Origin of the sequence: Pseudomonas sp. GV071, from assembly GCF_003050835.1 — a bacterium.
Taxonomy (GTDB): domain Bacteria; phylum Pseudomonadota; class Gammaproteobacteria; order Pseudomonadales; family Pseudomonadaceae; genus Aquipseudomonas.
Window position 1 is genome coordinate 125337 of the sequence record NZ_QAOJ01000011.1, and the last position, 26742, is coordinate 152078.

At 57.0% G+C, this 26742-nt stretch carries 24 protein-coding genes; 5 read left to right on the plus strand and 19 right to left on the minus strand.

Annotated elements, in window-relative coordinates; all coding sequences use genetic code 11:
- Positions 1–159: 159 nt before the first annotated feature.
- The 4 genes from C8K61_RS20250 to C8K61_RS20265 all read right to left on the minus strand — a co-directional run bounded on the left by C8K61_RS20250 (position 160) and on the right by C8K61_RS20265 (position 5884).
- The gene (locus tag C8K61_RS20250; protein WP_178086483.1) at positions 160–1095 is read right to left on the minus strand and encodes an aliphatic sulfonate ABC transporter substrate-binding protein; all 936 of its coding nucleotides are present in this window, start codon (positions 1093–1095) and stop codon (positions 160–162) included.
- A complete protein-coding gene (gene mgrA / locus C8K61_RS20255; RefSeq protein WP_108098103.1) occupies positions 1092–2132 on the minus strand; it encodes an L-glyceraldehyde 3-phosphate reductase in 1041 nt (346 codons plus the stop codon). The genes C8K61_RS20250 and mgrA overlap by 4 nt, the downstream gene beginning before the upstream one ends.
- Before the next feature lie 49 nt (positions 2133–2181).
- Positions 2182–3507 (minus strand): LLM class flavin-dependent oxidoreductase, encoded by a 1326-nt coding sequence (locus tag C8K61_RS20260; RefSeq protein ID WP_108098104.1) that lies wholly within the window; start codon positions 3505–3507, stop codon positions 2182–2184.
- A gap of 151 nt (positions 3508–3658) precedes the next feature.
- A complete protein-coding gene (locus tag C8K61_RS20265) occupies positions 3659–5884 on the minus strand; it encodes a TonB-dependent receptor (protein ID WP_108098105.1) in 2226 nt (741 codons plus the stop codon).
- Between the two features lie 267 nt (positions 5885–6151).
- On the opposite strand from C8K61_RS20265, the gene C8K61_RS20270 reads away from it, so the two are divergent.
- The gene (locus C8K61_RS20270; RefSeq protein WP_108098106.1) at positions 6152–7198 is read left to right on the plus strand and encodes a LacI family DNA-binding transcriptional regulator; all 1047 of its coding nucleotides are present in this window, start codon (positions 6152–6154) and stop codon (positions 7196–7198) included.
- 242 nt (positions 7199–7440) lie between these two features.
- Complete coding sequence (locus tag C8K61_RS20275) at positions 7441–8601, plus strand: MFS transporter (protein WP_256589500.1); 1161 nt, start codon at positions 7441–7443, stop codon at positions 8599–8601.
- Positions 8602–8611: 10 nt separating this feature from the next.
- On the opposite strand, the gene msrB is transcribed toward C8K61_RS20275, so the two are convergent.
- Entirely contained in the window at positions 8612–9004 is a 393-nt protein-coding gene (msrB, locus tag C8K61_RS20280) for a peptide-methionine (R)-S-oxide reductase MsrB (protein ID WP_108098108.1), read from the minus strand.
- 176 nt (positions 9005–9180) lie between these two features.
- Here msrB and C8K61_RS20285 point away from each other — a divergent pair, with 176 nt between their 5' ends.
- The 3 genes from C8K61_RS20285 (at position 9181) to htpX (ending at position 11823) form a co-directional block, all read left to right on the plus strand.
- Positions 9181–10392 (plus strand): pyridoxal phosphate-dependent aminotransferase, encoded by a 1212-nt coding sequence (locus C8K61_RS20285; protein WP_108098109.1) that lies wholly within the window; start codon positions 9181–9183, stop codon positions 10390–10392.
- Positions 10393–10407: 15 nt separating this feature from the next.
- Positions 10408–10860: a hypothetical protein gene (locus C8K61_RS20290; RefSeq protein ID WP_108098110.1), complete on the plus strand. Its 453-nt coding sequence runs from the start codon at positions 10408–10410 to the stop codon at positions 10858–10860.
- A gap of 90 nt (positions 10861–10950) precedes the next feature.
- Positions 10951–11823, plus strand: a complete 873-nt coding sequence (htpX, locus tag C8K61_RS20295; protein ID WP_108098111.1) for a protease HtpX — start codon at positions 10951–10953, stop codon at positions 11821–11823.
- A gap of 99 nt (positions 11824–11922) precedes the next feature.
- Here the strand turns inward: htpX and C8K61_RS20300 are convergent, their stop codons facing one another.
- From C8K61_RS20300 to C8K61_RS20365, 14 genes are all read right to left on the minus strand, one after another.
- Positions 11923–12255 carry a ComEA family DNA-binding protein gene (locus C8K61_RS20300; RefSeq protein WP_108098112.1) on the minus strand — a complete coding sequence of 111 codons (333 nt, stop codon included), beginning with the start codon at positions 12253–12255 and terminating at the stop codon, positions 11923–11925.
- A gap of 68 nt (positions 12256–12323) precedes the next feature.
- A complete protein-coding gene (locus C8K61_RS20305; RefSeq protein WP_108098190.1) occupies positions 12324–14327 on the minus strand; it encodes a nucleoside-diphosphate sugar epimerase/dehydratase in 2004 nt (667 codons plus the stop codon).
- A gap of 82 nt (positions 14328–14409) precedes the next feature.
- Positions 14410–15420 (minus strand): glycosyltransferase family 4 protein, encoded by a 1011-nt coding sequence (locus C8K61_RS20310; RefSeq protein WP_108098113.1) that lies wholly within the window; start codon positions 15418–15420, stop codon positions 14410–14412.
- Positions 15417–16397: an SDR family oxidoreductase gene (locus tag C8K61_RS20315; protein WP_108098114.1), complete on the minus strand. Its 981-nt coding sequence runs from the start codon at positions 16395–16397 to the stop codon at positions 15417–15419. The genes C8K61_RS20310 and C8K61_RS20315 overlap by 4 nt, the downstream gene beginning before the upstream one ends.
- The gene (locus C8K61_RS20320) at positions 16397–17542 is read right to left on the minus strand and encodes a glycosyltransferase (RefSeq protein WP_108098115.1); all 1146 of its coding nucleotides are present in this window, start codon (positions 17540–17542) and stop codon (positions 16397–16399) included. The genes C8K61_RS20315 and C8K61_RS20320 overlap by 1 nt, the downstream gene beginning before the upstream one ends.
- A gap of 31 nt (positions 17543–17573) precedes the next feature.
- Positions 17574–18539, minus strand: coding sequence for an NAD(P)-dependent oxidoreductase (locus C8K61_RS20325; protein ID WP_108098116.1), 966 nt, complete (start codon positions 18537–18539; stop codon positions 17574–17576).
- Between the two features lie 16 nt (positions 18540–18555).
- Positions 18556–19473 carry a glycosyltransferase family 2 protein gene (locus tag C8K61_RS20330; protein WP_108098117.1) on the minus strand — a complete coding sequence of 306 codons (918 nt, stop codon included), beginning with the start codon at positions 19471–19473 and terminating at the stop codon, positions 18556–18558.
- A 74-nt stretch (positions 19474–19547) separates the two neighbouring features.
- Positions 19548–20465, minus strand: coding sequence for a glycosyltransferase family 2 protein (locus C8K61_RS20335; protein WP_146174316.1), 918 nt, complete (start codon positions 20463–20465; stop codon positions 19548–19550).
- Positions 20466–20509: 44 nt separating this feature from the next.
- Positions 20510–21289, minus strand: a complete 780-nt coding sequence (locus C8K61_RS20340; protein WP_146174317.1) for a methyltransferase domain-containing protein — start codon at positions 21287–21289, stop codon at positions 20510–20512.
- A gap of 28 nt (positions 21290–21317) precedes the next feature.
- Complete coding sequence (locus C8K61_RS20345) at positions 21318–22250, minus strand: WavQ (RefSeq protein WP_108098120.1); 933 nt, start codon at positions 22248–22250, stop codon at positions 21318–21320.
- Between the two features lie 11 nt (positions 22251–22261).
- Positions 22262–23719 (minus strand): lipopolysaccharide biosynthesis protein, encoded by a 1458-nt coding sequence (locus tag C8K61_RS20350; RefSeq protein ID WP_158272528.1) that lies wholly within the window; start codon positions 23717–23719, stop codon positions 22262–22264.
- A gap of 55 nt (positions 23720–23774) precedes the next feature.
- On the minus strand, positions 23775–24884 hold the full coding sequence (locus C8K61_RS20355) for a DegT/DnrJ/EryC1/StrS aminotransferase family protein (RefSeq protein WP_108098122.1): 1110 nt from the start codon (positions 24882–24884) through the stop codon (positions 23775–23777).
- 330 nt (positions 24885–25214) lie between these two features.
- Entirely contained in the window at positions 25215–25499 is a 285-nt protein-coding gene (gene ihfB / locus C8K61_RS20360) for an integration host factor subunit beta (RefSeq protein WP_108098123.1), read from the minus strand.
- Positions 25500–25710: 211 nt separating this feature from the next.
- Positions 25711–26724: an aromatic ring-hydroxylating dioxygenase subunit alpha gene (locus C8K61_RS20365; RefSeq protein ID WP_108098124.1), complete on the minus strand. Its 1014-nt coding sequence runs from the start codon at positions 26722–26724 to the stop codon at positions 25711–25713.
- Positions 26725–26742 lie beyond the last annotated feature (18 nt).

Genomic DNA, 26742 nt, shown 5'->3' on the forward strand with positions numbered 1-26742 from the left:
CTTGCTCCACCCGCCCCGTTAGCGAAGGCCGAGGTCGGGGCAAGCGTTTTGCCTACTTTTTCGTGGCCGGCACTCCGGCGACTGGAAAAGTAGGTCGCGCGTAAGGCGCGAAACAAAACGCCCAGCGCACGCGGTAATGCAGACAAAAGCAGCCCCTACTCAGGGCCGCCAGACGGCCGCCCCAACATCCACCTTCTTCGGCAACAACCGATTAGCCAAAAACAAATCCGCCGTCGCCTGCTGCGCCGCCACAATCTCCTCACTCACCGCAATCGGCGGCGACGCCGGCCGGTGCGTAAACGTCCGCTCAATCACCGCCTCCGGCAAGCCCATAAACCCCGCCAACAAACGCACACTCGCCTCTTTATCCGAACGCGTCAGCGCCTCCGCCTTACCCAACTCATCCAACAACGCCGGAATAAACTCAGGATTGGCCTGCGCATACGGCCGCGCCGCCAGAAAAAACGGCCCGATCAAGCCCAGCCCCTCGCCATTGGCCAGCAACCGCGCCTTGCCCTCCAGCTCCAACGCCGAGTAATACGGGTCCCAGATCACCCAGGCATCCACACTGCCCTGCTCGAACGCCGCCCGCGCATCCGCCGGCGACAGGTACACCGGCTGAATATCGCTGAACGCCAAGCCCGCTTTGTTCAACGCGCGCAGCAACAGGTTGTGCGAACTGGAGCCCTTCTGAAACGCCACCTTCTTGCCCTTGAGCTCGGCCACGCTGTGAATCGGGCTGTCGTTGCCGACCACAATCACCTCGGCCTGCGGCTTGGCCGGTTCAGCGGCGATGTACAGCAGATCGGCGCCGGCCGCCTGGGCGAACAGCGGTGGGATATCGCCTGTCGAGCCGACATCCAGGGCGCCAATGTTCAGCGCCTCGAGCATCTGCGGTCCGGCCGGAAACTCGATCCATTTGATCTGCGTCTGGGCAAAGCGCTGCTCCAGCAGCTTGTGCTCTTTGGCCAGCACCAGGCTGGCCGAGCCCTTCTGGTAGCCGATGCGCAGGCTGGCCGGATCGGCCAGCACCAATTGGCTGGCGGCCAGCAGCGCCAACAGCGCAGCAACCCGTGTTGATAGCGTCATGCTCATTCCCAATCGGTGGAGGGTTTTTCCCAGAGGTTGATCCCGCCTTCAACGGCGAAGCGGTCGATCTCGGCCAGCTCCTCCGTACTGAAGGCCAGGTTGTTCAAGGCGCCGACGTTTTCGATGATCTGCTCCGGGTGGCTGGCGCCGATCAATGCAGAGGTCACCCGCGGGTCGCGCAGGGTCCAGGCCAGGGCCAGTTGCGCCAGACTCTGGCCACGGCGTTTGGCGATTTCATTGAGGGCGCGGGCGCGCTCGATATTGGCCTCGGACAGGTGCGAGGGCAGCAACGAACCGCCACCGGGACGGTTGACCCGCGAGTCCTGCGGCACGCCATTCAGGTACTTGTCGCTGAGCAGCCCCTGGGCCAGGGCGGTGAACACGATCACCCCGGCGCCGACTTCCTCGGTGGCATCCAGAAGGTCTTTTTCGATCCAGCGGTTGAGCAGGTTGTAGGCCGGCTGGTGAATCAGCAGCGGCACCTTGCGCTCGCGCAGTAAGGCGGTGAGCTCACGGGTTTTGCCGGCTGAATAAGACGAGATGCCGATGTACAGCGCCTTGCCCTGCTCGACGATGCTGGCCAGCGCGCCGGCGGTTTCTTCCAGCGGCGTAAGCGGGTCGAAGCGGTGCGAATAGAAGATGTCGACGTAGTCCAGGCCCAGGCGCTGCAGGCTCTGGTCGAGGCTGGAAATCAGGTATTTGCGCGAGCTGCCGCCCTGGCCATAAGGGCCGGGCCACATGTCCCAACCGGCTTTGCTGGAGATGATCAGCTCGTCGCGATGGCTGCTGAAGTCTTCCTTGAGCAGGCGACCGAAATTGGTTTCGGCGCTGCCGTAAGGCGGGCCGTAGTTGTTGGCCAGGTCGAAGTGATTGATGCCCAGATCGAACGCCGTGCGCAGCAGGGCGCGCTGGGTGGAGATCGGCGTGGCGTCGCCAAAGTTGTGCCACAGGCCCAGGGACAGGGCCGGCAACACCAGGCCGCTGCGACCGACGCGGCGGTAAGGCATGGAGGTGTAGCGGTCGGGGTTGGCGAGGTAGGTCATGGAGTGTCCTTTGGGTGTCGACGATCCTTGTGGGAGGGGCCGAGTTGTGTCAGAAAAATGGGTTACCAGGCTGCGCTAGCCCCAGGTGCTCACGCAATGTACGGCCCTGGTACTGACTGCGAAACAGCCCGCGGCGTTGCAGTTCGGGCACAACATAGTTGGCGACGTCTTCCAGGCCTGCCGGCAGATGTGGCACCAGCACGTTGAAGCCGTCGGCGGCGCGGCCTTCGAACCAGGCTTGCAGTTCATCGGCGATGTCAGTGGCGGTGCCGATCAGGCTGTAGTGCCCGCGCCCGCCGGCAATGCGCCGGCCCAGCTGGGCCAGGGTCAGGTGCTCGGCACCAGCCAGTTCGGTGAGCAGTTTCTGCCGGCTTTGCTGGCCGTTTTCGGTCAGCGGCAGCTCCGGTAGCGGACCGTCCAATGGATAACCGGACAGGTCGAAGTTACCCAGCATCCTGCCGAGCAAGGCGACGCCCACTTGCGGCTCCACCAGCTCCTGGAATTGCTCGAACTTTTCCTGTGCCTCGGCGGTGCTTTGCCCGACTACGACAAACACGCCCGGCATGATTTTCAATGAGTCTTCACTGCGGCCAAATTTGCCCAGGCGGCCTTTGAGGTCGGCGTAAAACGCCTGGGCCTTGGCCAGTGAGGTTTGCGCGGTGAACACCACTTCGGCGGTTTCGGCGGCCAGTTCGCGGCCGGTTTCCGAGGAGCCAGCCTGGACGATCACCGGCCGGCCCTGGGGCGAGCGCGCGACGTTGAGCGGGCCCTTGACCTTGAAGTGTTCACCGCTGTGGTTGAGCACGTGCAGCTTGGCCGGGTCGTAGAACTGGCCGGCGGCTTTGTCGCGCACAAAGGCGTCGTCGGCCCAGCTGTCCCACAGGCCCGTGACCACCTGGTGGAATTCGCGGGCACGGGCATAACGCTCGGCGTGGGGAATATGGGCGTCGCGGCCAAAGTTGTAGGCCTCGGCGGCGGCATCGCTAGTCACCAGGTTCCAGCCGGAGCGGCCACCGGAAAGGTGGTCCAGCGAGGCGAATTTGCGTGCCACGTGGTAGGGCTCGTTGTAGCTGGTGGTAACGGTGCTGATCAGGCCGATACGCTCGGTCACGGCGCTGAGGGCAGCGAGCAAGGTCAGCGGCTCGAAGTACACCGAACGCGAGGTGTGGCTGGCGATTTCATCGGTACTCGCGGCCACGCTGTCGGCGACGAACAGCGCATCAAAACAGGCCGCTTCGGCGATCTGCGCGGTGCGTTTGTAGCTGGAAAAATCCAGCGGGTTGGCCGGCACGTCGGGGTGACGCCAAGCGGCGACATGGTGGCCGCCTGCCATAAGAAAGGCGCCGAGGCTGAGTTGACGGGGTTGCTTGCTCATAACATCTGTACCTGCTCTGACGGAAAAGCCGTGGCTCGCTCTGCGGCGGTTGCCACGGGGTTTTGCACGTAGGTTGGGTTGAGCTCAAGGCGAAGCCCAAGAGGCCGGCCGAGGCCGGCGCTTGTCGGTGGATGGAAGAACCGCGTATTGCTTAAAAATCCTTACGCACCTCTACGCCGAAGTAACGTTGGTCATCCCGTGGCACGGAGCGGTACACGTAGTTGGTGCCGCTGTAGGCCAGGCCGTTGGAGTAGCTCTTGTCGGCGAGGTTCTTGCCCAGCAGCGCCACGCGCCAGCCCTGGTTGTAGTTGGCCAGGGCGACACTGGCGTTCCAGATGCCGTAGGCGCCTTGAATGGTGTTCTCGTTCTGGTCAAGGCTGTACTGCACTTGGTCTTGCCAGGCGTAGTCGGTGCTCAGCTCGATATCCAGGCCGTTATCCAGCGGGATGGTGTAGTCGCCGCGTACATAGGTTTTCCAGTCCGGGCTGTACGGCAGCGGCTTGCCATTGATGTCGCAGTTGGCGGCCGCATTGGCTGGGCAGGTGAACTCATCCACGCGCGCTTTGGTGTAGGCCAGCGCGCCAGAGAGTTTGAACTGGCTGGTGACCTGGAACGCAGTATCGAGCTCCACGCCTTCGGTTTTCACGCTACCGGCGTTGATCAAGCGGGTTACCACCGTGCCGCCGACCACGTCGTAGAAGTTGGCCTGGTAGTTGTCGTACTCGGTGTGGAACACCGCGACGTTGGCCGTCAGGCGATTGTTGAACGCCGTGCTTTTCAGGCCCACTTCCCAGGAGTTGGAGGTTTCCGGTTTCAGCGGTTGTTCATCACGCGCCTGCATGTTGAAGAACACGTTGTAGGCCGGCCCTTTGTAGCCGCGGGAATAGGTGATGTAGCTGGTCAGGTTGTCGTTGATGTCGTACTGGAAGCCCGCGCGGCCGGTAAAGCCGTCCTCGTCCACCGAGCCGTCGCTGGCGTAGTTCGGGTTGATCCCGGTAGCAGCGCCCGTGCGCACGCGCTGATGTTTGTATTCGAGGTCGTCGTGGGTCCAGCGCAGGCCGAGAATGCCGCGCAAATCATCCGTGAAGTTGAAGGTGTTTTCACCGAACAACGCGACGCTGTCGTTGGTTGCCTCGTAGTCGGCGCGGCCAGACTGGGTGGACGCCGCAGTAGTGACTGCACGCCGGTAGGTCTCCTCGCTCTTGCCGTGCATGTAGAAGGCGCCGAGCACGTACTCGTTGAACTCACCTTTGGGCGACGCCAGGCGCAACTCCTGCGAGTACTGGTTGTAGTCCAGCTGGCCTTTGTCCTGGGATTGCGGTGCGCCAACGGCGATCTGCGACAGGCGATCACCGTCCTGGTACTGGGTGTTGTTCCAGCCACGCCATGCCGTGATCGAGGTCAGGGTGAAGTCGCCCAGCGCCCAGTCCACTTGCCCGGACAAGCCCTGGTTGCGGTCGTCGACGCGGGTGTTCATTTCGCTGCTGATGCTGCGGTTGTGGTCACTCGGCGACACGCTGCTGTCGACCAGCGAACCGAAGGCAGCGCCGGTCTGGGTCAGCACGCCGTTGGGGATAGTGTCTTTGCCCTGGGTGTAGTCGGCGATCAGGGTCACTTTCAGTTCGTCGTTGGGTTCGAACTCAAGTTTGCCGCGTGCGCCTTTGCGGTCGTAGCCGTTGGCGTCGTCGCCGTTGTATTCGTTGTCGACGTTGCCGTCGTACTTGCCCAGCAAGGTGGTCAGCGAGCCTTTCAGGGTGTCGGTCAGACGCCCGCCGATGCCGAAGCGCAGGCGGTTTTCATTGCCACCACCAAAATGCGAATAGTCGACGTAACCCTGGGTTTCTTCCGGCGCCTCTTTGCTGACGATGTTCAGCACACCGGCCGAGGCGTTCTTGCCGAACAGCGTGCCTTGCGGGCCGCGCAGCACTTCGATGCGTTCGAGGTCGAGCAGGTCGAGGGTCGACTGCCCCGGGCGGCCGAGCACCACGCCATCGATTACGGTGGCGACGGTAGGCTCGATACCTGGCGAGGTGGTGATGGTGCCGACGCCGCGAATAAACAGCGAGGTGTCTTTGTTCGACGCGCCGCTGCGGTAGTTGAGGGTGGGCACTTGCTGAACGATGGTCGACACGTTGTTGCGGTTGTCGCGCTCCAGTTGTTCGCCATCAACCACCGAAACGGCCACCGGCACCTTCTGCAGCGACTCTTCGCGGCGGGTGGCGGTAACCGTCACGGTGTTCAGAACCGGCGCGTCTTCGGCTTGTGTGCCGGTAGTGGCCGGCTGCTCGGCAGCGACACTGTGTTGGCCGAGTACGGCCAGCAGAACCGCAACAGCCAGGGGGCTGCGACGGGCGATAAAAGTGTGAGTGGTATGCATCGTGAACTGCCCCTTCTAGACCAGACGTTGCCCACTGCTGCGGTGGGCTTGGGTTGAAGCTGTCGGTGTCTGGTCTCGCTCGTACGAGTGGCAGTGCGTGGCGACAGCGCGGCGCTTGTTAGCGCTAACATCGCCAGTATCAGCGGCCGATTAATAGACCGTCAAATACTATTAAATTACTTTTATATTCCATAAAGTGATTTACGAATCCTCTTTTGTTAGCGCTAACGTGGCCGCCATTCTCCCCGCCCAGGAACGGCTTTTACCGTGAGCAGCGACAAAGAACCCACCCGCAAACGCCGTGGCGCCGGCCGCGTAACCTTGAGCACGGTCGCCAAGCAAGTGGGCGTTTCGGCAATTACCGTGTCGCGCTATTTCAACCAGCCGGAGCAGGTTTCCCCGGACCTGCGCGAGCGCATTCAGGCGGTGGTGAACGAGCTGGGTTACGTGCCCAATCTGGTAGCCGGTGGGTTGGCCTCGGCACGCGGACGAATCGTTGGCATGGTGATTCCGAACATCTCCGGGCCGATCTTCGCCAACACCATTCAAGGCTTCAGCGACACCCTCGCCGCCCACGGTTATCAGCTGCTGCTGGCCTCCAGCTACTTCTCCGAAGAACAGGAAGAAAACGCCGTGCGGGCGTTTCTCGGTTGGTCGCCGGCGGCCCTGGTGGTGACCAGCCATTTCCACTCGCCCGGCACCGACAAGATGCTCGCCGAGGCCGATATCCCCCTGGTGGAAATCTGGGACTACCGCCCCGAGCGTGCGCCCATGCAGGTCGGTTTTCTCCACCATGACGTTGGCGTGCGAGCCGCGCGCTATCTGCTCGACAAGGGCTACCAGCGCATAGCCTTCGTGCAGAACAGCGTGGCCGGCGACTTCAGCGCCCTGGAACGCCGCGATGGCTATGCGCAAACCCTGCGCGAAGCCGGGCGCGAGCCCTGGGTGTTCGTGCCCAGCAGCGATGCCACACCGTTTGAAGGCGGCAAACAGGCGATGGACGCCTTGATGAAACGCAGCCCGCGTCCGGACGCGATCATCTTCGCCAACGACAACCTCGCCGCCGGTGGCCTGCTGGCCGGCCAACGCGCTGGCGTGCGCATTCCCGAAGAGTGCGCGGTGGTGGGTTTTGGTGACTACGCCTTCGCCGAAATGCTGCTGCCCAGCCTGACCACCATCAAGCCGCCGGCCCGGCAGATTGGCGAGGTGGCAGCATTACGGGTGCTGCAGGCGTTGGGCGTGATCGAGGCCGATGAGCCGTTGCAGCCACTGAATTTGCTCGAATGCGAACTGGTGGAGCGCGAAAGCGCTTAAAATGCCCGGCCTCGTTCGGGTGGGCTAAGGTTTGATCTCCGTTTGCTGAACCATTCTGGATCCCAGCCTGCGCTGGGACGACGGATGTTTTGCATGCGCTCATAGTCGTCCCAGCGCAGGCTGGGACCCCGATTCGTGAGGGTGACACCCTATTCCGCACCATCCGAAGATTCTTGCAGCCACAAGCCGCACCGTACCTTCGCCCCGATTGGAAACCCCGCTTAATGCACGCCCGCACGCTTATGTCCCTGCCCCTGCTTGCCCTCGCCCTTGGCGGTTTTGTGGTGGGCAGCAGTGAATTCATCATCATGGGCCTGCTGCCCGAACTGGCCACCGACCTGCACGTGAGCCTGGCCGACGCCGGCCTGTTGGTCAGCGCCTATGCCCTTGGCGTGGTCGTCGGTGCACCGCTGCTGGGGCCAATGCTTGACCGCGTGCCACGTCGCCAAGCGGTGATTCTGCTGATGCTGGCCTACAGCCTCGGCAACCTGGCTTGCGCCCTGGCGCCGGACTATCACTGGCTGCTGGCCGCGCGGCTGGCCACGGCGATCAGCCATGCCGGCTTCTTCGGCTGCGCCACCCTGCTCGCCCGCGACCTGGCGCCACCACATCGGCAAGCGTCGGCCATGGCCATGGTGATCAGCGGCCTGACCATCGCCAACGTACTCGGAGTGCCCTTGGGCGCCTGGCTGGGGCAAACCACCAGTTGGCGGGTGACCTTCTTTGTGGTCGCTGGCATTGGCGCGGTAACCGTCGTGGCGCAGTTCTTCTGGCTGCCAGCCACTGCCAGGCCCGTACGCAGTGCGGCGGGCAGTTGGGCCGGAATCTTTCGCCCGCCGGTGCTGCATGCGCTGCTGGTGTGCAGCCTGACCTCGGTGTCGCTGTTTACCCTGTTTACCTATATCAGCCCGTTTCTGCGCGAGGTCACCGGCTTTACCCCGGACCAGAGCAACGGCGCCCTGCTGCTGATGGGCATCGGTCTGACCCTGGGCAATATCTTTGGCGGGCGCCTGGCCGACAGGGGCGTACAGCGGGCAGTACCGAAGGCCTTGGCCACCAGCGCGCTGCTGGTGTTGGGTTTGTACTTCTTTGGCCATCTGCAGATTCCAACCCTGCTGATTCTGCTGGGCTGGGGGATTGCCACCTTTGCCGTGTCCACCCCTCTGCAGTTGCTGCTGGTGGAACAGGCCGGCGAGTCTGCGAGCTTGGCGGCGACGCTCAGTCACGCCGCCTTCAACCTGGGCAATGCGGCCGGCGCCTGGTTCGGAGGGTTGTGGTTGAGCGCCCAGCTGGGCTTGCCGCTACTGCCGGTGTTTGCCGTGCTGCTGTTGACGTTGAATGTCGCCGTGGCCTGGTGGCTGCCACGGCTCAAAGCCGTGTCGCACGATATTCCGCTGCATTAACAACGGCGCGTTAGCGCGGTACCAGTTTCAGCGACGCCGAGTTGATGCAGTAGCGCATGCCAGTCGGTGGCGGACCATCGGGGAACAGGTGGCCCAGGTGGGCGTCACACTTGGCGCAGGTGACTTCAATGCGGTGCATGCCGTGGCTGAAGTCGTCCTTGCTGGTGATCGCGGCGTTCGACGCCGGTTGGTAGTAGCTCGGCCAGCCGGTGCCAGAGTCGAACTTGGCTTCGGAGTCGAACAGCGCCGTGCCACAGCAGGCACAGTGGTAGACGCCGGGGGTTTTGTCGTCGTGGTATTTACCGGTGAAGGCACGCTCGGTGCCGCCCAGACGGCACACGTGGAACTGCTCGTCGGAGAGCTCCTCGCGCCAGGTATCCAGCGGTTTTTCAAGCTTGTCCATGGGGCTACCTCATTGGCTGAAAAAAGCCCGAGCTGTACCTTTTCCGAGGCTCGGGCCACACGTATGATTGCGGCACTTTGTTAGACGCCAGTCTGTCATCCGCGTTACAGACTGCCAAGCCGCACGGCCCACGGCGACTCGCCACGGCGCCGGCTCTTTTATTCAGGATCCCCACCATGCAGGTCAGCAAATCGAACAAGCTCGCCAACGTCTGCTACGACATTCGCGGGCCCGTGCTCAAGCACGCCAAACGCCTGGAAGAGGAAGGCCATCGCATCCTCAAGCTGAACATCGGCAACCCGGCGCCGTTCGGTTTCGAAGCCCCTGAAGAAATTCTCCAGGACGTGATCCGCAACCTGCCCACCGCCCAGGGCTACAGCGACTCCAAAGGTCTGTTCAGCGCACGCAAGGCGGTGATGCAGTACTACCAGCAGAAGCAGGTGGAAGGCGTTGGCATCGAAGACATCTACCTGGGTAACGGGGTGTCCGAGCTGATCGTGATGTCCATGCAGGCGCTGCTCAACAACGGCGATGAAGTGCTGATCCCGGCCCCTGACTACCCGTTGTGGACAGCTGCCGTGAGCCTGGCTGGCGGCAACCCGGTGCACTACCTGTGCGACGAGCAGGCCAACTGGTGGCCGGACCTCGATGACATCAAGGCCAAGATCACCCCGAACACCAAGGCACTGGTGATCATCAACCCGAACAACCCGACCGGCGCGGTGTATTCCAAAGAAGTGTTGGAAGGCATGGTCGAGCTGGCGCGTCAGCACAACCTGGTGCTGTTCTCCGACGAGATCTACGACAAGATTCTCTACGACGAAGCCGTGCATATCTCCACCGCTTCGCTGGCCCCGGACGTGCTGTGCCTGACCTTCAACGGCCTGTCCAAGTCCTACCGGGTGGCCGGTTTCCGCTCCGGCTGGGTGGCCATTTCCGGGCCCAAGCACAAAGCCCAGAGCTATATCGAAGGCATCGACATCCTGGCCAACATGCGCCTGTGCGCCAACGTGCCGAGCCAGCATGCGATTCAGACCGCCCTCGGCGGCTACCAGAGCATCAACGACCTGGTGTTGCCGCAAGGCCGTTTGCTGGAACAGCGCAACCGCACCTGGGAGCTGCTCAACAGCATTCCAGGCGTCAGCTGCGTGAAGCCGATGGGTGCGCTGTATGCCTTCCCGAAAATCGACCCGAAGGTCTGCCCGATCCACAACGACGAGAAGTTCGTGCTCGACCTGTTGCTGTCGGAGAAACTTCTTGTCGTACAAGGCACCGCGTTCAACTGGCCATGGCCGGACCACTTCCGTGTGGTGACGCTACCGCGCCTCGACGACCTCGACCAGGCAATCGGACGCATCGGCAACTTCCTCAAAACCTACAGCCAATAAGCCGCCGGGCCGACCATGGATCTGCAGATCGACGACTTCTATAAAGATGCAGCTGCCGGCTTGCTGGCGCTGTATCTGGCCTTTCCACGCAAGGTCGGGCTGTATGTCGAAGACCTGATCGGACGCGAAGAGCCGGACGAGTTCGGCCTGCCCAGCAAGCGCCACCAGGCGTGCCTGGGCGCGTTGCTGTGGTTGGCCGACGAAGGTTACCTGCGCTACGAGTCGACCATTCATTACGACGCGCTGGACCAGGCGGTGCTCAGCGAAAAAGGCTTTCTGCGCCTATCGCGCGGCGTGCCACACGCACTGCCCGAGGGCGAGGCCTTGCCGCCCAGCGTGCGCCGCGTGCACGCCACCCTCGCCCACCAACTGCGTGAAGCGCTGCATCAGCAACACAGCGAACGCATCGCACGGCTCACCCGCCTGCTGTTTACCAGCACCCTCAACGGCACAAACGACACAGTTTGAAATAGTCGCCGAGTTGTATAGGGCGGGGGGCCGCCCTTATATAGCCCGCACTAGTCGTATGTCTTTTGCTCAAAGGAGAAACCTCACACCATGATGCGCATTCTGTTGTTCATGGCCACCAACCTGGCGGTTCTGCTTATCGCCAGCATCACCCTCAAACTGCTCGGGGTGGATCGCTTCACTGGCCAGAATTACACCAGCCTGCTGATCTTCTGCGGCGTCTTCGGCTTTGCCGGTTCGCTGGTTTCGCTCTTCCTGTCCAAGTGGATGGCGAAGATGAGTACCGGTACCCAGATCATCAGCCAACCCCGCACCCGTCACGAACAGTGGCTGCTGCAAACTGTTGAAGAGCTGTCGCGCAACGCCGGGATCAAAATGCCGGAAGTCGGTATTTTCCCCGCTTACGAATCCAACGCTTTCGCCACCGGCTGGAACCGCAACGATGCCCTCGTCGCCGTCAGCCAGGGCCTGTTGGAGCGTTTCTCCCCGGATGAAGTGAAAGCCGTACTGGCTCACGAGATCGGCCACGTCGCCAACGGCGACATGGTTACCCTGGCGCTGATCCAGGGTGTGGTGAACACCTTCGTGATGTTCTTCGCGCGGATCTTCGGCAACTTCGTCGACAAGGTTCTGCTGAAGAACGAAGAAGGCAACGGCATCGGTTTCTACGTGGCGACCTTCTTCGCTGAAATGGTTCTGGGCATTCTCGCCAGCACCATCGTCATGTGGTTCTCCCGTCGCCGCGAGTTCCGCGCCGACGAAGCCGGCGCCCGTCTGGCCGGTACCAGCGCGATGATTGGCGCCCTGCAGCGTCTGCGTTCGGAACAAGGCGTTCCGGTGCACATGCCGGAAACCATGAGCGCGTTCGGCATCAACGGTGGTGTGCGTGAAGGCCTGAAAGCCTTGTTCATGACCCACCCGCCGCTGGAACAACGTATTGCCGCCCTGCAAGCTCGCGGCTGATAGCAGCGAAACAAAAAGGGCGACTTGCACAGTCGCCCTTTTTATTGCCTATAAAAAAGCCGATCACAGGATCGGCCTTTTTTGTTACACGCCTCGAGCTTAGTGCACACTCAACTTCGCTCGATTTTTCTCCAGTGTCGCCGCACCGATGCCCTTCACTTCCAGCAACTCATCCACCGAAGTGAACGGCCCATTGGCCTCACGGTGGTCGACGATAGCCTTGGCTTTCACCTGACCAATCCCATCCAGCTCGCGTTCCAGCGCCGCAGCATCGGCAGTATTGAGATTGACCATCCCCACCTCCGGCGCCTTGGCAGGTTGAGTGACAGCTGGCTGAGCAGGGTCGACCTTGGCCGGCGTTGTAGCGAAGGTGGCGAGGGAGAAACAAGCGAGGGTGGCGAACAACAGGGAAGACACGTATCCATTACGCATGGTGACACTCCTTAAGTGGTTTTACGCGGGGTGTTCAGCACCCCACGAAAGCCAACTTAGGCGCTGTCTCAATGCAGCGTCAAATCACCCGACGCCGGTGCTTCGAGGCGTTTTTTATGAATTAAATCAACGATTTCGCACTCGGGCAGATAACCGTTAACGTGCTCACGCAGCAATTCGCGCAGGCGCTCGTAATCGTCACTCTCGACCGCCAGAAAGATCGCGCTCAACACTTCCTTGAAAGTCACCCAAGGCAGGTGCTCTTCGTTGGCGCGCATGATCATCGGGTGTTCAGTGGGGCTGACGTTGTCGCCAATAAGCAGCTCTTCATAGAGCTTTTCACCCGAGCGCAAACCGGTGAACTCGATGGCAATATCGCCATGGGGGTTCTGCTCGCTGCGCACGGTCAGACCGGACAGGTGCACCATCTTTTCCGCCAGTTCGGCGATCTTCACCGGCGAGCCCATGTCGAGCACGAACACATCACCGCCCTGCCCCATGGACCCCGCCTGGATCACCAACTGCGCGGCTTCCGGAATGGTCATGAAGTAACGGGTAATATTCGGGTGGGTCACCGTAATCGGCCCGCCGCGCTTGATCTGCTCACGGAACAGAGGAATCACCGAACCGGACGAACCCAGTACGTTGCCGAAGCGGACCATGGTGAAGCGGGTTTTATTCGCCTGCCCACCGGCCTTGCTACCCATCAGCAACGGCTGCTTCTCGGCACTCAGCGCCTGCAACACCATCTCAGCCAGACGCTTGGTACTGCCCATCACATTAGTCGGCCGTACCGCCTTGTCGGTGGAGATCAGCACAAAGTGCTCAACCCCTGCCTGCACCGCCGCCTGCGCGGTTTGCAGTGTGCCAAAGACATTGTTCAACACACCTTCGGCGACGTTGTGCTCAACGATCGGCACATGCTTGTAAGCCGCCGCGTGATAGACCGTATTGACGCTCCAGGTGCGCATCACATCCAGCAAGCGCTCAGGGCTGCGCACCGAGCCCAGAATCGGAATCAGCTTGGTGCCCAGGCCCTCATGGCGAATGCGTCCTTCCAGCTCGCTCTGGATGCTGTAGAGGTTGTACTCACTGTGCTCGAACAGCACCAGGGCGGTGGGCGCCGAAGAGAGAATCTGCCGGCACAGCTCCGAACCAATAGAACCACCCGCCCCGGTGACCATTACCACCTGATTGCGAATGCAGCGCTCGAACAGATCGCTGCGCGGCGGCACCGGATCGCGCCCCAGCAAGTCGGCGATATCCACTTCCTGCAGGTCGCTGACACTGACCCGTCCGCTGGCCAGATCCATAAACCCGGGCACGGTGCGCACATGCAGCGGATACGCCTCCAACGCCGCGAGAATTTCCCGCCGCCGCGAGCGCGACGCCGATGGAATGGCCAGCAGCACTTCCTGCACACCGGCTTCTTCGATCATCAGCGGGATGTCGCGCGAGGTGTACACCTTCAGGCCGGCGACCACACGGTTGGCAATGCCCTCATCGTCATCAATGAAAGCTACCGGGCGCATGCCCTTGCCCATACGCAGCGCGGCAACCAGTTGGTTGCCAGCGGCGCCGCCGCCGTAGATGGCGACTTTAGGGAGGCCGTCGTCCTGACGAAAGAACGGCACGTGCTGGCCCGCGAGCAGCCAGTCACCCAAAAAGAACTGGCGCATGAACAGGCGCAGGCCGCCGATCATCAGCAAGCACAACCACCAGTAATTGAACATCAACGAGCGCGGCACGATGACATCGGCGCGGTACATGTAGATGTAAACGCCGAGCAGCAGCGCCGACAACGACACCGCTTTGAAAATCGCTACCAGGGCTTCATTGCCGAAATAGCGCATCACCGCGCGGTACATACCCAAGCGGATAAAAATAGGAATGGAGATGATAGGTGCGGCCAGAAACAGCCAGGCGTAGTCGCCGAAAGGATCGATCGGCCGATCAATGCCCAAACGCACTATAAATGCCATCCACAGCGCCACCCACACCAGCGCCACATCGGCAAACACCTGGAGCAAGCGCTTGTACCGCCGACGCAAGCCCACCAGGCGCTCACGCAGTACCGTACCGTTTTTTTCACTAATCCGCGCCACGCTCTCTCCTATCCTTGATCGTCCTGCCGGTTACCCACGGCATTATTCACTACTCTTGCTTCCCTGCGTCGTACCGGTTGGCCAAAAAGACTAATGGAACACAGGCCAGCACAAAGCCTAGCAACCCATCCAGCCCCCCTGCACCCACCCACAGCGCAATGGGCAGCAACCAGCAGATATTGATAACCAGCACCGCCAACGTCACCGGCAAATGGCTACCGGCGCGGCGCGACGCATACTGATAGGCGTGGCTGCGATGGGCCTCATAGACCTTGTCACCACGCAGCAGGCGCCGCATCAACGTCCACGTGGCATCGACAATGAATACCGCCAACAGAATCAACCAACTCCACAGCAACTGGGGGGCAACCCAAGCGGCCTGCAGCGAGAGAATACCCAGTACCAAACCGAGGAAACCGCTGCCGGCGTCCCCCATGAATATTTTCGCCGGAGGAAAATTCCAATACAGAAAGCCCGCGCTGGCCACAGCCAACAGGAGCGGAACCAAAGCCAGATCAGCATGGCCAACCAGCGCGTACAACGACGCTCCGGCCAGACAAACGCTCACCGCCTCGACGCCAGCGATGCCGTCGATGCCATCCATAAAGTTATAAAGATTGAGCAGCCAGACCAGATAGAACGCCGCAGCGATATGGCCGAACCAGCCTAGATTCAGACTGACCCCAGCGAACTGCAGCGGCGGCAAACCACCCAGCCAACCCAACGCCCAGATAGCCCCTGCGAAATGCGCCAACAGACGCCAGCGCGCGGCGATGTGGCCGTGGTCATCGAGAAAGCCAATTACCGCTACCCAGCCACCGGCGCCGAGTAACGCCAAGGTAAGCGCCCAGGAGATACCGCCCAGAAAAGCCACCAGCGGCAAGGCCAGAAGGAAACTCAGGACAATCGCCACACCGCCACCACGGGGAGTTGGGATGGTGTGGGAGCTGCGGGCGTTGGGGATGTCCATCAGGCTGCGGGACAAGGCATAGCGACGCAAAACATAAGTCATCAATAGCGAAGCAGCCGCTACCAAGGCGAGAAACAAGCAAATAATCATTGCGGTCTGTGCTCTAGAAAATGGCTTGCGGTTTTCTCCAATGCCGCATCAACAGTCACTACTGGATGCCAATCGAGCAGCCTTCTGGTTTTGCCGATATCCACCTGCAACGAACCGCACAGTCGCTGGGCTATATCTTTTTTGCCCAGCAGCGAGGCAGCAACACTCAACAACCACGCTGGAACGGGGACCAGACGAGCCGGCTTGCCCAGTGCACGGCCCATACGACGCAGTAACTCGCTGGTGGACAGGTCTTCACCATCGCTGGCCAGGAAAACCTGATTGGCCGCAGCCGGGTGGTCCACACAGGTCAGGATCAAATCGACCAGGTTATCCAGCGCTACCAGGCTGCGCTTGTTATCAATTGCCCCCAGAGGCAATGGTATGCCTTTGCTCAACCACTTCATCATGCTGTGGAAGTTGGCTTTTACGCCCGGACCGTAAACCAACACCGGGCGCACGATCACCACCTCCATGCCTGTCTCACGCGAAATCGCCAACAACCCCTGCTCGGCCTCCCACTTGGAAATACCGTAGGGGTCGATCGGGTTGACTACCTCGTCGGCGGAAAAAGCGCCGTTTGGTGCCGTTTGCTCACCGTTCACTTTGATGGTGCTGATAAAAATAAACCGCCGCACGCCACGCTCGGAAGCCTGCTGAGCCAGCGTCAAGGTGGCGGCCACATTGTGCTGCCTGAACGCCTGCAGCGGTTGTTGCGCCTGCTCGTTCATCACATGAACACGCGCTGCCAGGTGGATCACGCTATCGACGCCGTTGAACGCCTGCTCAAGGTCGAGGGGTTCAAGCAGATCGAACGGCACATGCTCAACATGGGGCCGCTGTACCGCGGGCGCCTGCCGCGAGGCGACAACCACCTGAGTACCTGGCATGGCGAGCAATTTTTCCAGCAACGCACGGCCGACAAACCCTGTGGCCCCGGTCACGACCACTTTTCTACTTTTTTCTTGATCAATCATCACGGCCACAACGTTTGATAAAAAAGGACCATCTGGCCAACGATATATTCTTGCGAAAAACTGCTGTTGGCTCGGTTTTGTGCAGCCTCCGCCAACTGTTCCCGTAGCGCCGTGTCGGCATACAACCTGGCCATGCAGTGGGCGATGGTGTCGATATCGCCGGGCTCATGCATTAGCCCCGTGCGCCCTTCATCCACAGCATCGGTCAGGCCATAAATTCTCGATGCAATGGCGGGCAAGCCAGCACCGGCCGCTTGAATGGTGGCCAGGCTGAAACCCTCGCGATAGCTCGGCAGACAAAACACATCGGCCGAAGCCATGAAGTCTTCCGGGCGATCGGTGAAGCCGACTCGGTGATAGCGGCCCTTGAAAGCGACCAGCAGTTTGCTCAACTCGCTGTCGAGCGACTCCTCGTCGGGCCCAACCACCAATAAATGCGCCAACGGCGCCACCTCTGCCATCTGAGCGAAGGCCTGAACCATATCGATAGCGCCTTTGGCCCGAGTGACACGGGCCATAAACAGGTACACAACCGCATCGGCCGGAATGTTCAGTTGGGTTCTGATGGCAGCGCGTGCGGCCGCATCCGTGTGAAAGCGCGTACCATCCACACCACTAATGGATCCCGGCCCCAACACGGTGATTTTTTCCCGCCGCACAATGCCCTCGTCGACCAGAAAGTCGCGCTGAGAGGGGCTGTCCGCCATCAGATGGGTTGCACAGGCGGCCAGCAGGATATCCATGGCTTTCAGCACTTTTCGCTTCAGCCCAATAGCAGTGGACCAGACCTGACCGGTGAAGATATGCACCCTGACCGGAACCCCCACCATCTTCGCCGCGATCATCGCCAACAGACCGGATTTAGGCATTAGCGCATGCACACCCGCGAAGCGTTCTGCGCGAAAGAAACGGCAGAGCTTGAACAACGAAACACAGTCATCCAGCAGTGAAATCTTTCGCTCGATGTCCAGCGACACGCAGCGCACATCAAGGCCAGCGAACAGCGCCTGCAACTCCCGAACATCGCCTGAACAAACCAACGTAATGGCGTAGGTCTGCGATAGACGCACGATGTGTTCGCGCATAAAAACCTTCAGCGCCACCGGCACCGTCGCGACCAGGCATACTTTCTTCTTGACTACCACCTGACAAATTCCCAATTCATGGTGACCCGGATCATCGACGGCCCTGCAAAATCGCGGGAATGCTCTCCGGCAAGGAACACTGGCTGCGCACTCCATAGTGCAAAGCCAACAGCGCCGGCGAGTAGGACGTGCGCTTGAGCAACGCATCGATCCGACTTTGCGTCAGCGGGAAACGGGGCACTTTGCTAAAGAGCGCGGCGAGGAAACGCGTGACTGATTGCGGAACAACGACCTTCGGCCGCGACACCTGGTAAAAATCGGCGATGGCGTTGATGACATCGCGCAGCGGGCAATCATTGGCGACGATATAGACGCCGCTCTCCTGGCGCTGCGCAAAACCACAGACCACCAGCGCTGCAATTACATCGTCGACATGGACATAATTGGCAATCGCATGCCGGTCAGCCACGTAGAAGAACATCTTCTTTTTGACCGCTAGCGACAGCTGGAAGAACGACTGATTGGACATTTCCGCGCCCACCACAATTGTTGGGCGCAGTACTACACAGCTCAATAGCTCCACTTTATTGGCTGCATTCAAAACCAGGTGATCTGCCACGGTCTTGGTAATTTCATACACGTCTTCCGGCCTTTCAGCCGTGTGAACATCAACGGTTCTCTCGCTGCTTGCTGGATGATTGCTCAACCCATAGGCACCGACGCTGCTTAACTGAATCCAGCGCACAGGCTTGGACCTGAGCACCATCTCCTGCTGAAGGAAACCGAGCAGATTGACCGTGCCATCCACATGCAGCGACAACATCCGAGCGGGGTCTACTATCTCGCCGGCACAATTGAAAAACAAATCAACACCCGCAAAAAAACCGCTGAAATCACCCTCTCCGGTGGAAATATCACCGTAAAAATATTCGACGCCTTGGATGGGTTTTTTTTGCATGTCGCGAGTGATGCCACGCACGACATAACCATGGCCAAGCAACGCCGCGCACAAATGCCGGCCAATAAAACCCGATGCTCCGGATACACATACGATCATGAGGTTCGCCCAGCCACTAGAAACGGCCGATTAATAAAATAACGCGCAACAGGAAGTCATCTACGCGGCTATTTCTGTGATAACCGCCGGTAAAAATCAGCCTCACGCGTAGAAGTAACGACTTGTTCGCAGAGCAAAGCTGCGCCAACTTGAGCTTGCGCTGCACATCCAGTTCGGTTTCGTACAAGCGGTAAAACTCCGCTAACTGTAACGATGCAGCAGAATTCTTGGTGGCCGCCAAAAACCGCTTTATACGACGGGCATAGACACCGAGAACGGTGTCTGCCGCACCAATCGCGTTACCCGCATGCTGCCTGTATTTGATGTAAACTTGGGGATCGTAAATAACCTCGCCAAACGCCGATACCACGAGATATACCCACCAATCATGCACTAGACAAAACGCCGGCAGCTTGGCAATCACCCTTTCACGCGCCACGCGGTTAATTACAATGGTGCAACCTGTCGCTACGTTTTGAACAAGCGCGTTTTCATAGCCTATACGCGATCGATTCAGCTCGGCGGAATAACCAAGGTGCTGCAGCTGCTCATTCACATACTCGGTACGCGAGAAATACATCACTGGGACGGCAGTATCTCTGGCCGCAATCTGCTCAATCGCGGTGATCAACTTCCGGGGGAGCCAAACATCATCCTGATCGCAGAAGGAAAAATACTCACACGTGCGGTCTGCACCATTCAACAATTCAAAAAAGCTGGCGACGTAGCCGAGATTATTTCCCGCGACCACGTTGATATTTTCATGCTTTGACTCGAACTCGCGAAGAATAGCGAGGGTGCCATCCTGAGAGCCATCATCTCTTATATGCAGCAGCACATGCACATAAACTTGCGAAAGCAGGCTTTCGATCTGCTCGGCGACATAACGCTCTCCGTTGTAAGTAGAGAGCAGGACATTGACGCGGGGTATCATCACCAAACCTAACCTACCTGACTATATGTTCAACCAACTTGAAACGAGAGACTCTCACGCACGGCGACCGGTCATTACTGACCTTTGCGTCCCATCTTGCCGATTAATCCATTACAAAATCCAGAAGCAAAAGACCAGAGATACTTTGCTTTGTGCGGAGCAAAAAACAGGTACGCACGAAACAATCCGAACCTGTAAACGAGGTCGTTAATCTTCCAGGCCAAAGGAATAGATAAATCCTTATACAAGTAGAAGGCATTTCGGAACTGATAGTACAAACGTAATGGACTGTGCATAGGCACATCGATTTTCTTGAAGAAACCTATACGCATCAATTCGTCGCCAACCGGGTGGACCATGCGCGCATGATATGCGCCATAACAACCGTAGCCCGCGACACCTGCGCGCAAACACCACTCGGTATCGACCAGATCAATAAATAATTCTTCGCGCATATCACCCACGGCATCAAGCACTGACAACGGGATAAGTGAACCAGAAGAAATTAATGCCGACACCTTGATGATGGGCTCAGCGCTGGACGGCGCCGCAAACCTGTATCTGAACCCGCCGACCCGGGCAAAGGGCGAAACGCTACCGTCACGCCCATCCACGTACACTGGGCCAACTGCGGCAACTTTATTCTCTGCGCAAAGACGCAACTGCTTCAGCGCAGCAAACAATTGCGGAACCATATCCTCAGCCGGGCAACTGTCTTGATCGCTTAGCAAAACATAGTCGGCACCTTGTGCTCTGGCGATGTTGATTCCGACATTCAACGCAGTGGCAATACCTTTGTTGTCGTGCAAAGCATGAACTTCAACACTGGAAAAATCCTTGAAAAGCGCAGCGACATCAACATTGGCTTGCAGCGGCGTATTATCAACGACTACCACCCGAGTGACTGCAGACGAAAAATAACGCACCAGTTCTGTAACTGCTGCCTCATCCGGATAAAATGTGACCACTACCGCAACAATATGAGCATCCATAAAAACCAACCCCAAGCTCCATATAAAAAATCAACTAAGCAAATCTAATTATCGCCTCTTTTTCGTCCAAGGACAAAAAAGTCACTTTGAGTAACGTGGCGCTGCAGAACATCAAAACCAGTAAATTCGAGAATTTCCTCTATCAGCCCCATATCAAATACATGCTGATGCAACGTTCTATTATTAAAATTATTCAGGCTACGCTGCTTGAACTGCTCTAGCGTCCCTGCATGTGGATCTCTTGCCAGGTCGTGCAACTGCAAAATCTCTGGCAAATGGGTTAGGTCATCCTCACCCACATTTTCTGTGTAATCCTCAAGCAGATGCTCGAACGTCGAAATTGGTCTTCGGTGATCAAAATTGCTTTCTTTCTTGGGTAAAACCAAAACAAATACGCCTTTGGGCTTCAGTACCCTGCACCATTCGCTAACAGCCTTCAAGGGGTTGGCGACGTGCTCCAGGCAATTGGAGGACAATAAAAAATCATATGCAGCGGATTCAATGCCACTTAAATCGGCAGCATCACTCACGTACTGCACACCCTCCTTGTTTTTGTAGAAATTATATTCACCCCCAGGCCGTAACGCCCCTTCCCAAATCGTTTCATTTGAAAAATTCACCCCATCCAGGCGATTAGCCACCTGATACAAGGGGAGAATGGTTTTAAAAACCGCGCTCGGACCACCAATTTCGACACCGTTCTTGCCTCTCACAGCGACCTGATAAGCTTTATAGAAGGGAATCTTTCGACCAAATACTGAACGCAACAAGTCAAAAATTACAGGAGGCAAAACCGCTTTCAATATTTTTGTTTTCAGCAGCATAAACTTCCCCACAAACCAAATTGATTAGCTAACGCTTATTGAAGTACTCCTCAACGTTAGCGACGAATTTCATTACTGAAGCGACAGACCTGGCCTCGCCCTTACGAAGCGTCGGCTCTAACAGCGGTGCCGTTTCCTTCGCCCATTCACGGTCCTCAAAGCCATACGCCAACCCGTAGCGCATCTCCGGATTTTTATACCACGACAACTTTTCCACGCCGGTGTCCGGCACCACAATTGACTCCGCACCACAGAGTACCGCCAGCGCAGAGTAGGCCGTATAGGTGTCGTACGAAATGAATGTTTTGACCCGCTTGAAGATAGTCGCGACTTCCGCATGCTCCAGGCCGTCGATTAAAATCGAGTCACTCAGATCGTGTTCGACCGGTTTACCTTTGCCCTTGCGAACACAATACGCCGTACCGGTGCGCGTCTCATCGCTTGCAGCCCCTGTCAGATTATACAAGTCGAATGGGTAGTGAACGACGTTGAGGGACTCCTGCGACTTATAGCAGCCAGGCAAGGCGGCATCGGTGAAGAACTCATTGAAGTCAACATGAAATTCGCCCTCACCAATGGAAATACGCCCCATATGGTAACCAGGCCGATGCAAGAACCAGCGCACCACGTTGCTGGCATGCAATGGGTTACCGAGCACGATTTCGGGGTAGATGACAATCCAGTTGGTGTTCAGATCAGCCGGCAACGAGGCCAATAACCGGGTGTTGAAAGCTGGGTTCTGAACAAACTTTCTGCGCCACGCAAATAGCCAACTGGCAAAAAAACCTGACAACTCACTGCGCCAGCGCTCCTGGCCTATCTCGAACGTTCTGAACAGCGGGTATAAGCAAGCCTCATGCCCCAAATCATTCAACAGGGAGCACAGCTTATGCAATACCACCGCCCCGCCTTCATTCGGGTTGTAAGACGGTGAAAAAATCAGAAACTTGTACGCGCGCAAAACAGGCTCCATCAGCGTGCCGGTATTATGGACTTTATCAGCCCTACCGCTCTCAGTCTAAATACATAACAAAGCGCCAGATACAGGAGAACCGCCCCCGGCCCGACCAGTAAAATATTCACCAGCGCTGGCAACGTTACCAGCACCGTCGATAAAACGTGGCACAGCCCAGCGACGATCAACGACACAAGGATATAAGGCGAAAAATCCTTGACTTGTTCAATGTATGAGTAGCCGATCAACGTCTTTGCATAGTGACTATTGACCACATAGCAAAGAATTGAACTCAACAACTGGCCAAAGAGCACGGCATACAAACCATAGTTGATTGAAACGGTGAGAATAGACACCACGATTGCAGCCTTTATAACCTCGAGCTTCAGATAGATATCTGATCGCCCTTTGACTTTAAGCAGATTGAGATTGATGGCGTGCAACGGATAAAGAACATACACGGCGCACATTACTTGAAAGTAAGGCACCGCAGCATTCCATTTGTCATTGAACAGCAAATTGAAGACTGGCGCCGCCAGCCCGGCGCCTATCGCTAAAACCGGACTGACCACGGCGGCGGATATGATGATTATTTTTTGGTAGAAGCTCTTCAGCGCTTCATCATTGGAACCAACTTTCGACAACGCTGGGTAAGTGACATTCTGAATCGCGTAAACCAACTGGCCCATCACCAGTTCCATTATCTTATCCAGCAGATAATAGATGCCGGCAGACGTAAGTCCCAAGTAGCGACCGAGGATCGTAGGGGTAATATTTCTGACGATGATAGAAATGATATTGGCAAAAAACAGCTTATAACCGAAGCCGTAGAGGATAAGGATCAGCTTCAAATCAAATTCAAACTTCGGCCGCCAGCCTGCTTTCAGAAAGATAAACACCGTAGACACCAGAGCGAACACCGCGCTCTGCATGACCAACGCCCAAACCCCGGCACCCGCATAGGCCGCGAGTAACGCTGCAGCGGCGGAAATCACCGAAGCTGGAAAATTAGCCAATAGCAGCGATTTAAATTCCAGCTTGTTTGCCAGCAGCGCTGAAGGCACGATTTGAACGGAACTGATGATAATAACGAGGCCCGCCGCACGAATCACGTCGAGCACTTTGTCATTATCATAAAACTCGGAGACAGCAGGCGCAGCCACGTACAGTAGCGCGTAGGCTACCAGGCCCATAAACAACCCGGCAAAGAACGCGGTATTCAGCAACCTGTCATTTAATTTTCTTCGACGAATTAACGCATCGCGGATCCCCGAATCCATCAAACCGCTGCCCAGCGCGAGGAAAATGGAGATAGCGGCAATTAAACCAAAGTCTTCTGGTGCGAGAAAACGAGCAAGCACCAGGGTTGCAATGGCCGCAACTCCGCGCCTCAAGAAAAATTCGAAGAAATTCCAGATAACGCCAAAAAACGTTGTATTTTTCAAAGACACGTTTTGCTTACGCTCATATTGCAAGTCGATTCGTTCATTACAAACCAACCTGGCAGTGATCTCATACGCCAGCGGTTGGCTAGCGCGCAGCGATTATCGAGATGATCCTGAGCTGATCCTCATGGCTCAGTTCCGGATAGATCGGAAGGCAAATAACCTTCTGCGACACCTGCGAAGCAATCGGCAAATTAGTCGGGTTTGCCGACTGCATACCTCGGTACATTGGAAAGTCACTGATCAGCGGATAAAAATAACGGCGAGCGAATATGTTGTTATCTTTCAGCTTCTGATACAACTCATCGCGACTCAGCGGGTATTCATCCTCGACAAGAATAGGAAAATATGAATAATTTCCCGCTACGCCCTCAATCATTTCGACCGGTCGAACACCCACTATCGCATCAAACTGCGCTCGATAATGTTCGTCTATAGCACGCCGGCGGGACACCGCACCTTCAATGTACTTGAGTTGCAGAAGACCGAACGCTGCATTGATTTCACTTAACTTCCCGTTTATGCCAGGGGCAACCACGGTTACCTCATCGACATAGCCAAAGTTTTTCAACTGGTCGATGAGTTTTTTAGTTTTTTCATCGGGGCTGACAATCGCGCCCCCTTCAAACGTATTGAATACTTTGGTGGCATGAAAGCTCAATACACTTAGATCGCCGTGACGAAGAACGCTGCCGCCACCGTCTTTTACGTTGAATGCATGCGCGGCATCATAAATCACACGCAAATTGTAATTGTCGGCAATCCTCTGGATAGCGACAACATCGCATGGATTGCCATAACAATGAACTGGCAGAATAGCTGTCGTTTGCGGAGTAATGGCAGCTTCTATTTTTCTTGGATCAAGGTTTAACGTATCGGGATCAACATCCACAAACACCGGTTTGATACCGTTCCACAACAGAGAGTGAGCCGTTGCAACGAACGAATAAGGGGTGGTAATCACTTCACCGGTAACGCGCATCGCCTGGAGGGCAGTCAACAATGCGATGGTGCCATTATTAAATAACGAAATGTACTCCACACCTAGATACTTACACAGAGCCGACTCCAGCTCCTGATGCATGGGACCGCCGTTGGTAAGTATTTTATTGTCCCAGATCGTTTGCAGATACGGGATAAACTCTTCTAAGGGCGGCAAATGGGGCTGAGTGACAAAAACCGGCTTATTATCCATTTCTTTTCTCAAAATATAAAAATCCCCACGACAGCCCGGGAGACTTTTTAAAATACTTAATTCTGGCTCTGAACACTAACTTGGATATTTAAACCGCATCAAGCCGGTTTGCTGAATTTTTCTAGAGGCTAAACGCCAGCATACTGACACTTGATCTGCCACGGCATGATGCATTGCAGAGCAGCATGCACGCCTGGGCGCAGCGGTCGCGCGATAGTCTACCGGAAATTATTATTGGAAGTGACTTCAAGAGACCTACTCTCGCCGCTATGGATGAGAGCGGAGAAAATTCAGCCCGGGCACGTCAATTCCCGGACCTGTTACAGCGGATTATTCATCCTCGTTCACTCTATCGCGCAGTTCCTTACCGGGCTTGAAGTGTGGGACAAATTTGCCATCCAGCCTGACGGACTGGCCAGTCTTTGGGTTTCGACCAACTCGAGGGGCGCGAAAATGAAGGGAAAAACTACCGAAACCGCGAATCTCGATACGATCACCAGTGGCAAGCGCCTGAGACATCTGCTCCAGCATGGTCTTGATCGCCAGCTCGACATCCTTCGGTGAAAGCAATCCCTGATGAGTAACGATGCGTTCGATCAGCTCCGACTTGGTCATGATTTTCCCTTCGTTTTCAAGCGACTAGATCATCTCTAAAGAGGTTTTAGCATGACCGAATCGGTTTGAACAGCCTTAATACGTCGAAGGAACACAAGCCGACACAGAAAACAGCAACCGCCCCCCACTCCCCCCTTGAAACCTCGCATTTACAGCCAATACCGGCGCTTTATAAGGCCAGCTGAGTCTCAACGAACTGGATCGAAGCGGCTCAATCATCCACCCATCTACGGCAGGACTGCCTGAAGTGAATAATCTTTTCTTCATGCTGCCCATAATATTTTGGGTTGTCGGTCGACCATGTTTTAGCCGGAATACGTTTGCAGATCGTGTGGTCTTCGTCGAAAACAGCTCTATTGGTACTCGCGCTTGAGAGCATGAGCGACTTCACCATTTCATCATAACGAGGATTTGATTCCCGCGCCTGGTAAAGCCGACTGGTAAAAAATGTCTTGGTTCGATCGCCAGGGAAGAAATTTTGCATCGAGTAGGAGTAGCCATGGGTGGAGGAGATCATGGCGAATGGAAAGATATAGATACTCATATAACCGGGATAACGTTCCGCAGGCTCGAAGAACTTGCCCAATTTCACCAACTTCTCATCAATCGCGTTATTTCCCAGCGGAGAAAACCAAATCGAGTTTTCTCCGTAGTAAATATTTTCGCCCGCTTGCAGTCTGAGCGGGGCAAGTGAATCGCCATGAATCATGGGAATATGGTCGGGTTCCAGCGCGTTCTCTACCGCTATCGGCCAGTACGACTCAAAAGGATATCTATTAAAGTCACTTCGGCACTTGATCGCTTGGGAGATGCTCTCCAGCCGACAAACTAGCTCAGCACCCAGCTGCTGCTGGAGATTCTGTTCGGCCGTCGGCGAAAAGAAAATAAAATCCCCGCAGCGCGCCACCTTGAATTGATTCAGCGCCGCCGAACCGATATCGCAATTGATGAACTCTTCTTTCTTTGGAATTTTCGCTTGGCCGGCAATAAAACTCCAACCGTGATACTCACATTTGATGCGACTGCGTCCAAAGTCATCCAGAAAAAAACGAGCACCTCGGTGAGGACAGAGATTATCGAATGCGATGATAGTCCCTTTGTCGTTATAGGCGACCACTTCGAAGTCGAGAAGATTAAACCGGACAAAATCCTTGTCTTCGGCCAATTCACTGGCGTGACACAGCGGATGCCAGTAGCTGTTGATTAGGCGCAGACTCAAATCCATTCACTTAACTCTTATTCA

Bases quoted from the DNA above. Each gene is read 5' to 3' on its own strand.
- C8K61_RS20300 (WP_108098112.1), bottom strand. From the start codon at position 12,255: ATGCGTAATGGATACGTGTCTTCCCTGTTGTTCGCCACCCTCGCTTGT.
- C8K61_RS20340 (WP_146174317.1), bottom strand. From the start codon at position 21,289: ATGCTGCTGAAAACAAAAATATTGAAAGCGGTTTTGCCTCCTGTAATT.
- C8K61_RS20290 (WP_108098110.1), top strand. From the start codon at position 10,408: ATGGATCTGCAGATCGACGACTTCTATAAAGATGCAGCTGCCGGCTTG.
- mgrA (WP_108098103.1), bottom strand. From the start codon at position 2,132: ATGACCTACCTCGCCAACCCCGACCGCTACACCTCCATGCCTTACCGC.
- C8K61_RS20335 (WP_146174316.1), bottom strand. From the start codon at position 20,465: ATGGATGCTCATATTGTTGCGGTAGTGGTCACATTTTATCCGGATGAG.
- C8K61_RS20315 (WP_108098114.1), bottom strand. From the start codon at position 16,397: ATGATTGATCAAGAAAAAAGTAGAAAAGTGGTCGTGACCGGGGCCACA.
- C8K61_RS20355 (WP_108098122.1), bottom strand. From the start codon at position 24,884: ATGGATAATAAGCCGGTTTTTGTCACTCAGCCCCATTTGCCGCCCTTA.
- C8K61_RS20330 (WP_108098117.1), bottom strand. From the start codon at position 19,473: ATGATACCCCGCGTCAATGTCCTGCTCTCTACTTACAACGGAGAGCGT.
- C8K61_RS20325 (WP_108098116.1), bottom strand. From the start codon at position 18,539: ATGATCGTATGTGTATCCGGAGCATCGGGTTTTATTGGCCGGCATTTG.
- C8K61_RS20310 (WP_108098113.1), bottom strand. From the start codon at position 15,420: ATGATTATTTGCTTGTTTCTCGCCTTGGTAGCGGCTGCTTCGCTATTG.
- C8K61_RS20250 (WP_178086483.1), bottom strand. From the start codon at position 1,095: ATGAGCATGACGCTATCAACACGGGTTGCTGCGCTGTTGGCGCTGCTG.
- ihfB (WP_108098123.1), bottom strand. From the start codon at position 25,499: ATGACCAAGTCGGAGCTGATCGAACGCATCGTTACTCATCAGGGATTG.
- C8K61_RS20285 (WP_108098109.1), top strand. From the start codon at position 9,181: ATGCAGGTCAGCAAATCGAACAAGCTCGCCAACGTCTGCTACGACATT.
- C8K61_RS20365 (WP_108098124.1), bottom strand. From the start codon at position 26,724: ATGGATTTGAGTCTGCGCCTAATCAACAGCTACTGGCATCCGCTGTGT.
- msrB (WP_108098108.1), bottom strand. From the start codon at position 9,004: ATGGACAAGCTTGAAAAACCGCTGGATACCTGGCGCGAGGAGCTCTCC.
- C8K61_RS20275 (WP_256589500.1), top strand. From the start codon at position 7,441: ATGTCCCTGCCCCTGCTTGCCCTCGCCCTTGGCGGTTTTGTGGTGGGC.
- C8K61_RS20265 (WP_108098105.1), bottom strand. From the start codon at position 5,884: ATGCATACCACTCACACTTTTATCGCCCGTCGCAGCCCCCTGGCTGTT.
- htpX (WP_108098111.1), top strand. From the start codon at position 10,951: ATGATGCGCATTCTGTTGTTCATGGCCACCAACCTGGCGGTTCTGCTT.
- C8K61_RS20260 (WP_108098104.1), bottom strand. From the start codon at position 3,507: ATGAGCAAGCAACCCCGTCAACTCAGCCTCGGCGCCTTTCTTATGGCA.